This is a genomic window from Phenylobacterium sp., assembly GCF_036723115.1.
Lineage (GTDB): Bacteria > Pseudomonadota > Alphaproteobacteria > Caulobacterales > Caulobacteraceae > Phenylobacterium.
The window spans coordinates 1-7737 of sequence record NZ_DAIMHV010000126.1 but is presented as its reverse complement, the minus strand read 5'-3'; the positions used below and the strand labels follow the sequence as shown (position 1 = coordinate 7737).

At 68.1% G+C, this 7737-nt stretch carries 8 protein-coding genes; 5 read left to right on the top strand and 3 right to left on the bottom strand.

The annotated features are described in order from the left end of the window. Window positions 1-171: 171 nt before the first annotated feature. Entirely contained in the window at window positions 172-519 is a 348-nt protein-coding gene (locus V7D28_RS12010) for a carboxymuconolactone decarboxylase family protein (RefSeq protein WP_333587619.1), read from the bottom strand. 341 nt (window positions 520-860) lie between these two features. Here V7D28_RS12010 and V7D28_RS12005 point away from each other — a divergent pair, with 341 nt between their 5' ends. The 5 genes from V7D28_RS12005 (at window position 861) to rpmG (ending at window position 5920) form a co-directional block, all read left to right on the top strand. After that, window positions 861-3371, top strand: coding sequence for a membrane-bound PQQ-dependent dehydrogenase, glucose/quinate/shikimate family (locus V7D28_RS12005; RefSeq protein WP_333587618.1), 2511 nt, complete (start codon window positions 861-863; stop codon window positions 3369-3371). A gap of 157 nt (window positions 3372-3528) precedes the next feature. Further along, complete coding sequence (locus V7D28_RS12000) at window positions 3529-4239, top strand: NUDIX hydrolase (protein ID WP_333587617.1); 711 nt, start codon at window positions 3529-3531, stop codon at window positions 4237-4239. Between the two features lie 17 nt (window positions 4240-4256). Beyond that, window positions 4257-4814 carry an NADPH-dependent FMN reductase gene (locus V7D28_RS11995; protein ID WP_333587616.1) on the top strand — a complete coding sequence of 186 codons (558 nt, stop codon included), beginning with the start codon at window positions 4257-4259 and terminating at the stop codon, window positions 4812-4814. Window positions 4815-4816: 2 nt separating this feature from the next. Next, on the top strand, window positions 4817-5647 hold the full coding sequence (locus tag V7D28_RS11990; protein WP_333587615.1) for a pirin family protein: 831 nt from the start codon (window positions 4817-4819) through the stop codon (window positions 5645-5647). Between the two features lie 105 nt (window positions 5648-5752). Next, window positions 5753-5920 carry a 50S ribosomal protein L33 gene (rpmG, locus tag V7D28_RS11985; protein WP_333587614.1) on the top strand — a complete coding sequence of 56 codons (168 nt, stop codon included), beginning with the start codon at window positions 5753-5755 and terminating at the stop codon, window positions 5918-5920. Window positions 5921-6013: 93 nt separating this feature from the next. Here the strand turns inward: rpmG and V7D28_RS11980 are convergent, their stop codons facing one another. After that, window positions 6014-7378, bottom strand: coding sequence for a PleD family two-component system response regulator (locus tag V7D28_RS11980; RefSeq protein ID WP_333587613.1), 1365 nt, complete (start codon window positions 7376-7378; stop codon window positions 6014-6016). 6 nt (window positions 7379-7384) lie between these two features. Then, window positions 7385-7737: response regulator (locus V7D28_RS11975; protein ID WP_333587612.1), on the bottom strand; the 353-nt coding region annotated here is incomplete at its 5' end.

Genomic DNA, 7737 nt, shown 5'->3' with positions numbered 1-7737 from the left:
GCCCGCCCCCGGCCGGCCGGAGCGGGCGCGGCAAGCGGCGGTAGGGGGACCTTCCCCGTTGATCGACCTCGCGGTGTTGGCGCTGCGCGCCAGTCTCGCCACCAGACTGGACGTTGAGGCTGCGAGGTCGGCGGCTCCTCTCGGGAGCGCCGATTGCCCTTGCGCGCGGGACTAATCGGAATCCGGCCGCGCCGGACTGAGATCATACGCCGCCAAGGCAGGGGGTAAGGAGGCGATCACCGTATTGCCGCTCGCGGGCAGACCGACCAGCACGGCGCTGATCACTTCCGCCCGCGTCGCCCCTGCCCGCCGGGCTTCGGCCGCGTGTAAGGGCACGCCGCTTTCACGGCCGAGCGCGGCCAGCACAGCGAGATATGCGAGCGACCGGGTCTTTGGGTCGAGTGCGCACGCTCCGTCCAGCCCCCTTACCGCCTGCATCCATGCATCGGCATGGCCGGGCGCCTGCGACAGGAAGGCCGCGAAGCTCGCACTGACGCCTGCTGTGTCGTCCACTGGCATTCCCCACTTCTTGCGACGTCAGCTTGCAGCAACAGCCCGGCGCTCCGATTGCTTTGGATCAAACCTCGGTCCAAAGGGGGCGGGTCTGCGAAAAATCCCGACCGCCGCCGCGCTCTGGCATGACCGGGAAGGTCTCTGGCCTGGCAACTCGACCTCACGCGCCGGTGTGATTTTGCGATCGCACTGATAGGGCCGTGGCGTTCCAGACAATCCGTCTCGGCGTCTTTGCTCGCCGGGATCAACCGCCCCTGCTCCATGCAACCAAAGGGGCTCGCATCCGTACACAATGCGCGCTGGCGCCAGAGTGGGGGGCCAGCAGTCCTCAGAACGGAGGTGGGGTCATGGCGGCTGAGGCTGCACAATCGAAATATGTCGATCGCCGCGGCTGGCGATGGCTGTATCTCATACTGGCCACCATGACTGGCGCTCTCGGCCTGATCATAACGGGTCTGGGGGCCTGGCTGATCGCCCTTGGGGGATCGTTTTACTATCTTGCGACTGGCCTGTTGCTATCGGTCGGCGCCGCGCTGGCATGGCGCGGGCGCGATCGCGCGGCCCTGCTTCTCTTCGGCGTCGCCTTGGTCCTGACCGTCGGTTGGTCGCTGGTGGAAATCGCGGGCAAGGGCTGGCTTCCGGCATGGGGCATCGACCTTGCGGGGCGCGCTGGGCTGATCACGGCTCTGACGACGGGTATCGGTCTATCATGGTTGATGTGGCGCACCCCGCGCGGTTCGACGCTGCACCTTGCGGCCCTCACCAGCGCGGTCGCGGCCTTCGTTGCTGTCGGCATGGTCGTGTTTGTCAGCTGGGAGCGGACGGAGGCCCCGGGCGAGGACGGGCGCGGGGCGATCCCATTCCCCGAAGGCGAAGGCGGGGCCGTGGCTGGCGTGGACTGGATCGCCTATGGCGGGACGAACGCTGGGCAGCGCTATTCCAGCCTGAGCCAGATCTCGACCGCCAATGTGGGCGAGCTGGAGGAAGCCTGGACATTCCGAAGCGGCGACCTGAACCCCGACGAGGGGCGAGTCTTCTATTCCTCCCAGAACACGCCGATCAAGGTTGGCGACTTCCTCTATACCTGCACGCCGTCCAACAAGGTGTTCGCGCTGGACCCTGGGACGGGCGAAGTGCGCTGGAGCCACGACCCGAAGGTGCCGGCGGCTACGATGGAGTCGCTGTTCACGGCGGCTTGCCGTGCAGTCGCCTATTTCGACGACGGCGCGCCCGCAGGACGGCCGGAGGCATTTTCGACGATGCCGTCGGTCCCAGGAGCAATCGGGCCGGTTCCTCGGGGCGGCAGCCAGTGTCACCGGCGGGTGTTCGTCGCCACCGCGGACGGCCGTCTGATCGCACTGGACGCCGTCGGCGGTTTCCCGTGTCGGGGCTTCGGCCAGGACGGGACGGTCGACATGACGGTGGGAATGGGGCTGCGCGAAAAGGGCTTCGCCTCGAACACCTCAGGCGCGACGGTGGCCGGCGGGCTGTTGATCCTCGGTCAGCAGGTCAGCGACAACCAGCGACGTGACGCGCCGTCGGGGGTGGTGCGGGCCTATGACGCGCGCACGGGGGACCTGCGCTGGGCGTGGGACGCGCTGCGGCCCGACGCCCGGGCGGAACTGGCGCCCGGAGAGATCTATCCCCGCGGCACGCCCAACGTCTGGAACATAATTTCGGCAGACGAATCTCTGGGTCTGGCCTTCCTCGCCACCGGCAACGCCGCGGCCGACCAGTGGGGGGGCAACCGTACGCCGGAGGAAGACCGTTTCACCGACGCCGTGGTGGCGGTGGACCTGCAGACCGGGGCGACGCGCTGGGTCTACACCACCGTGACTCATGACCTGTGGGACTATGACCTTGGGGCCCAGCCGATGCTGGTCGATGTGACCATCGACGGCCAGACGCGGCGAGCGGTGATGCAGGCCAGCAAGACGGGAAACATGTTCTTGCTGGACGCCGCGACGGGCGAGACGCTGCGGCCGGTCGAGCAGCGTCCGACGCCGCAGGGCGCGGCGCCCGGGGATTGGGTGGCGCCAACCCAGCCGCAATCGGTATTCTATCCCAACATCGGAGGTGTCCCCGGACGGGAGCCGGAGCGGATCGACGCGCGCCACGCCTTCGGCCTGACCCCGATTGACGGGGCTCTCTGTCGGATCAGCTTCCACCGTCACCGATACGAGGGGATGTTCACGCCGCCGACGCCGGACAAGGCTGGAATGCTGCTTTTCCCCGGGACGGTCGGCGGAATGAACTGGGGCGGCCTGGGCTATGATCCCCAGCGGCGGTTGATCATCGCCAACAACTCCCGCCTGCCGAATCTGGTCGTTCTGCACCCCCGCGCAACAGTTGAGGACCAGCCGGTCGGCTCAGGCGGCGCCCGGCCCGACCAAGCCATAGCGCCCCATTCGGGCACGCCGTACGGGGTAACCCGCCCGATCTGGTGGTCGGCGCTGAAGGTGCCGTGCATCGCGCCGCCTTGGGGCTACATCTCCGCAACCAGCCTGGACACTGGAGAGGTGGTCTGGTCGAAGCCGCTCGGCACCGGGTTCGACACCGGGCCGCTGGGCCTGCCCACCTTCCTGAAGATCGCCACGGGGACGCCGAACCTGGGCGGCCCGCTGGTGACGGCCGGGGGCCTGACCTTCATCGGGGCGGCGCAGGATGATTTCCTGCGTGCGTTCGAGACGGCGACCGGGCGCCTTCTGTGGGAGGCTCGCCTGCCCGCCGGCCCCCAGGCTGGGCCGATGACCTATGAGCATCAAGGTCGGCAATACGTCGCTGTTTCCGCCACGGGCCACGCCCGCTTTGAGACCACCCCGGGCGACTACCTGAAGGTCTACGCATTGCCAGAGTGACCGGGCGGGCGGCGCCCTGGCACGGCTCAAACAAACACCGTCCCCGGAGAGCGGCGCAGAGGAACCGCGGCTTTGCCCCCTGCGGACATCTCCAGGGGGCTGACCTTCCCTAACGTCACGCTTCCTCTGCGTCCCCGGGCGGTCATACAGTTGTTTCATGAGCGAAGCTGAGATTCCCCGGCGGCCCGAGGGGGGCCGTATGCGCCCGGCCGGCGCCAAGGCCGTCAAGCCCAAGGACGCGGCCACCATCATCCTGGTCCGCCGGGACGCCGCCAAGCCGCGGGTCCTGATGGGCAAGCGCAACAGCGGCCATGACTTCATGCCCAATCTGTGGGTGTTTCCCGGGGGCCGCATCGACCGCGCCGATTTCCGCGCCCCCCACGCCACGGAGCTGCGCCCTGAAGTGGCGGCCAAGTTCGATCGTCACCTGCGACCGGGGCGCGGCCGGGCCCTGGCGCTGGCGGCCATCCGCGAGACCTTCGAGGAGGCCGGGCTGCTGCTGGCCAAGGCCTCCCCGCCCCGCCCCGGCGTCGGCCCCTGGCGCGAGTTCCTGGCTCAGGGGGCCCTGCCCGACCTGGAGGCCATGGAGATCATCGCCCGCGCCGTCACCCCGCCCATGCTGGCCAAGCGGTTCGACACCTGGTTCCTGATGGCCGACGCCGAGCGCCTGATCAGCCTGGACCGCCAGCCCGACTGCGGCGAGCTGGAGGAGATCGCCTGGGTGGACTTCGACGACGCGCTCCGGCTGGAGCTGCCCATGGTCACCCGGACCATGATCAAGGAAGCCGTCCAGCGCCTGGATGACCCGGAGCGCCCCTCTCCCTATATGCGCTTCGGTGTGAAGGGCCATAAGCTGGCCCACCTCTGAACTCCACGGGAGACGTCATGTCGGATCGACCCAAGGTCGCCATCATCATCGGCAGCCTGCGCGCGAACTCGGTCAATCGCCGCCTCGCCCAGGCCATCGCCCGACAGGCGGCGCCCAAGCTCGACATGCATATCGTCGAGATCGATCAGGTCCCGCTCTACAACCAGGATCTGGAAGCCGACCTGCCCGCCCCCGTGCGCGACCTCAAGGCGGCGCTGGCCGCCGCCGACGGGGTGCTGGTGATGACGCCGGAATATAATCGCGGCATGCCCGGTGTACTGAAGAACGTCATCGACTGGGCCTCTCGCCCACCGGGCCAGTCGATCTGGCGGGGCAAGCCCGTGGCCATCGCTGGCTCCAGCCCGGGCGCGCTGGGCACAGGCGCGGCCCAGGTGGACGCCCGCAACGTCCTGACCGCCATCGATGCGGCCGTCATGGGCATGCCGCAGATCTATTTCGTCCACCGGGAAGAGCATTTCACCTCGGAAGGCGACTTCGCCGACCCGAAGTTCCGCGACTATGTCGACGCCTGGACCGACAAGTTCACCGCCTGGATCGGCAAGGTCGGGGGCTGATCATGGCGCTTGGCCTCGAGCGTATCGAAGCGGCCGGCCCGCGCCAGGTGCTGGGTCCCCGCCACCAGAACCGCCTGGTGATCGCGCCGCAGGAGCACGCCCCCTACAGCCCCTTCTTGTTCCTGGCCGAGGACTGGTTCGCCCCGCCGGCCGGCTTTCCCACCCATCCCCACCGGGGCATGGAGACGGTGACCTTCGTGCTGGAAGGCCAGATGATCCATGAGGACCACACCGGCGCTCACGGCGAACTGGAGGCCGGCGACATCCAGTTCATGACCGCCGGCGGCGGGGTGCTGCATTCGGAGATGCCGGGGCCGCAGGGCGTCCATTCCCTGCAGCTGTGGCTGAACCTGCCCGCCGCCCAGAAGATGAGCCCGGCCCGCTACAGCGACCAGCGGGCCGGAGAGGCCGCCCGCATCGCCGGGGACGGATATGAGGTCGCCCTCTATGCCGGGCGTTTCGGCGAGGCTGAGCGCCCGCACGGCAGCCTGTGGCCGCTGGCCCTGATGGACCTGCGCCTGCAGACCGGCGCCCGCCTCGACCTGCCGCTGCGGCACGGCTGGCGGGGCTTTGTGCTGGTGCTGGAGGGCGAGGCCCAGATCGGCGCAGGTGAGGCCCTGGTGAAGCCGGGCCAGCACGCCTGGGCCTACGCATCGGCGGGCGACGACATCCTGCCGCTCACCGCAAGGGCGCCCGTGCGCGCCCTCTTCTACGCTGCGCCAGTCATCGACGAGCCCGTGGTCGCCCACGGCCCCTTCGTGATGAACACCGTCGACGAGATCCGCCAGGCCTTCGTCGACTATCAGACCGGCCGGCTGACCCGCGCGCGATAACCCCCAGCCTGCATTGACTTTCGTCTGCGGATTCGTATTGTCCGCGGCTCTTTTAGAACGACCGCCGGCGTAAGCGCGCTTGCCCCGGCCCCGCGAGGACCGACCATGGCGAAACCCGCTTCCATCAAGATCCGCCTGAACTCCTCGGCGGACACCGGCTTCTTCTACGTCACCAAGAAGAACGCCCGCACCAAGACCGACAAGATGGTCCTGAAGAAGTACGACCCCATCGTGCGCAAGCACGTGGAGTTCCGCGAAGGCAAGATCAAGTAGGATCGCCTCGCCGTTCAGGCTCACGCAAAGACGCCCGGCTGACCCAGCCGGGCGTCTTTCGTTTCAGGAGATGCAGTCTCAGGCGGTGAAGCGTCAGGCCGCGCGGGCGATGACCCGGTTGCGGCCGGTGTTCTTGGCCTCATAGAGCGCCTCATCGGCCCGCTTGATCAGGGCCTCGGGATGGTCGGCGCTTCCATGGGTGGCGGCCACGCCGATGGAGATGGTGGCGGTGAGCAGCTCGGTTCCGCCGGCCACCCGGAAGGGCGAGCCGGCCACATGCAGGCGGATCCGCTCGGCCACTCGCTCGGCGTCCTCCAGCCGCGCGCCGGGCATGACCACCACGAACTCCTCGCCCCCATGCCGGCAGGGCAGATCGATGGCCCGCACATTGGAGGCCAGGCGGACGGCGAACTCCCGCAGCACCTCATCGCCCACATCATGGCCGTAGCCGTCATTGACCCGCTTGAAATGGTCGATGTCGATGAGCAGCAGGGAGACCGGCTCCCCCCCGTGATTGGCCCGGTTGACCAGGGCCTCCAGCTGGCCGGTCATGTAGCGGCGATTGTGCAGGCCGGTGAGCTGGTCGGTGACCGCCAGCTCCAGGGAGTGGTCGAGATTGTCCCGCAGATAGTCGGTATAGCGCTTGCGCCGGATCTGGGTGCGCGCCCGCGCCGACAGCTCCTGAGGGTCGATGGGCTTGGCCAGCAGGTCGTTGACCCCGATGTCCAGGGCCTTCATCAGCCGCGGCCGCTCATCGAAATCGACGATGGCCAGGATGGGCAGGTGCCGGCTGGCCTCGTCGGAACGCAGCTGCGCGCAGAAGCGCAGGCCGTCGAAACTGCGGGCGGTGGCGTTGACGATCACCAGGTCCACAGGGCCGCGGGCGCTCATCAGGGCCTTTTCCGGCTCGGTCTCGATCACCGGGCGGTGCTCAATGGACAGTTCGCTGGCCACCCTCTGGGCCTGGCGCTCATGATCGTCGACGATCAGCACCCGGCCCCCCGTGCCGCCCAGGCGCGAGGCGGCGCCGGCGATGACGCCGATTCGCCGGCCGGAGGCCTCGCGCACCCGCAGCTCGTCGATCACCGCCTTCAGGCGGGTCAGGCTGCGCACGCGGGCGAACAGCATCACATCGTCGATGGGCTTGGTCAGAAACTCATCAGCGCCGGCCTCCAGACCCGCGATCCGGTCGGCGCGACCGTCCAGGGCGGTGACCAGGACCACCGGCACGTGTCGGGTCTCCGGATCATCCTTCAGCCGGCGGCAGACCTGGAAGCCGTCCATGCCGGGCATCATCACGTCCAGCAGGACGATGTCGGGCTTTTCGGCCGCGGCCACCGCCAGGGCGGTGGGGCCGTCATAGGCCGTGATGACGTCATAGTACTCGGCCGTCAGCTTCGCCTCGAGCAGGCGGACATTGGCCTCGATGTCGTCCACCACCAGGATGCGTGCGGACATGACGGACTACCCCAGGAGCCTGCGGATGGTGTCGAGGAAGTGCGACACCGAGATCGGCTTTGAAATATAGGCCTCGCATCCGCCTTCGCGAATACGTTCCTCGTCCCCCTTCATGGCGAAGGCTGTGACGGCGACCACGGGAATCGCGGCCAGGTCGTCGTCCTCCTTCAGCCACTTGGTGACTTCCAGTCCGGAGATTTCCGGCAGCTGGATATCCATCAGGATCAGGTCGGGACGATGCTCACGGGCCAAAGAGAGGGCTTGCAGACCTTCGCGGGTCTGCAGGGTCTCATACCCCTGCGCGTCGAGCAGATCATGAAAGAGCTTCATGTTCAGCTCGTTATCCTCGACGATGAGGA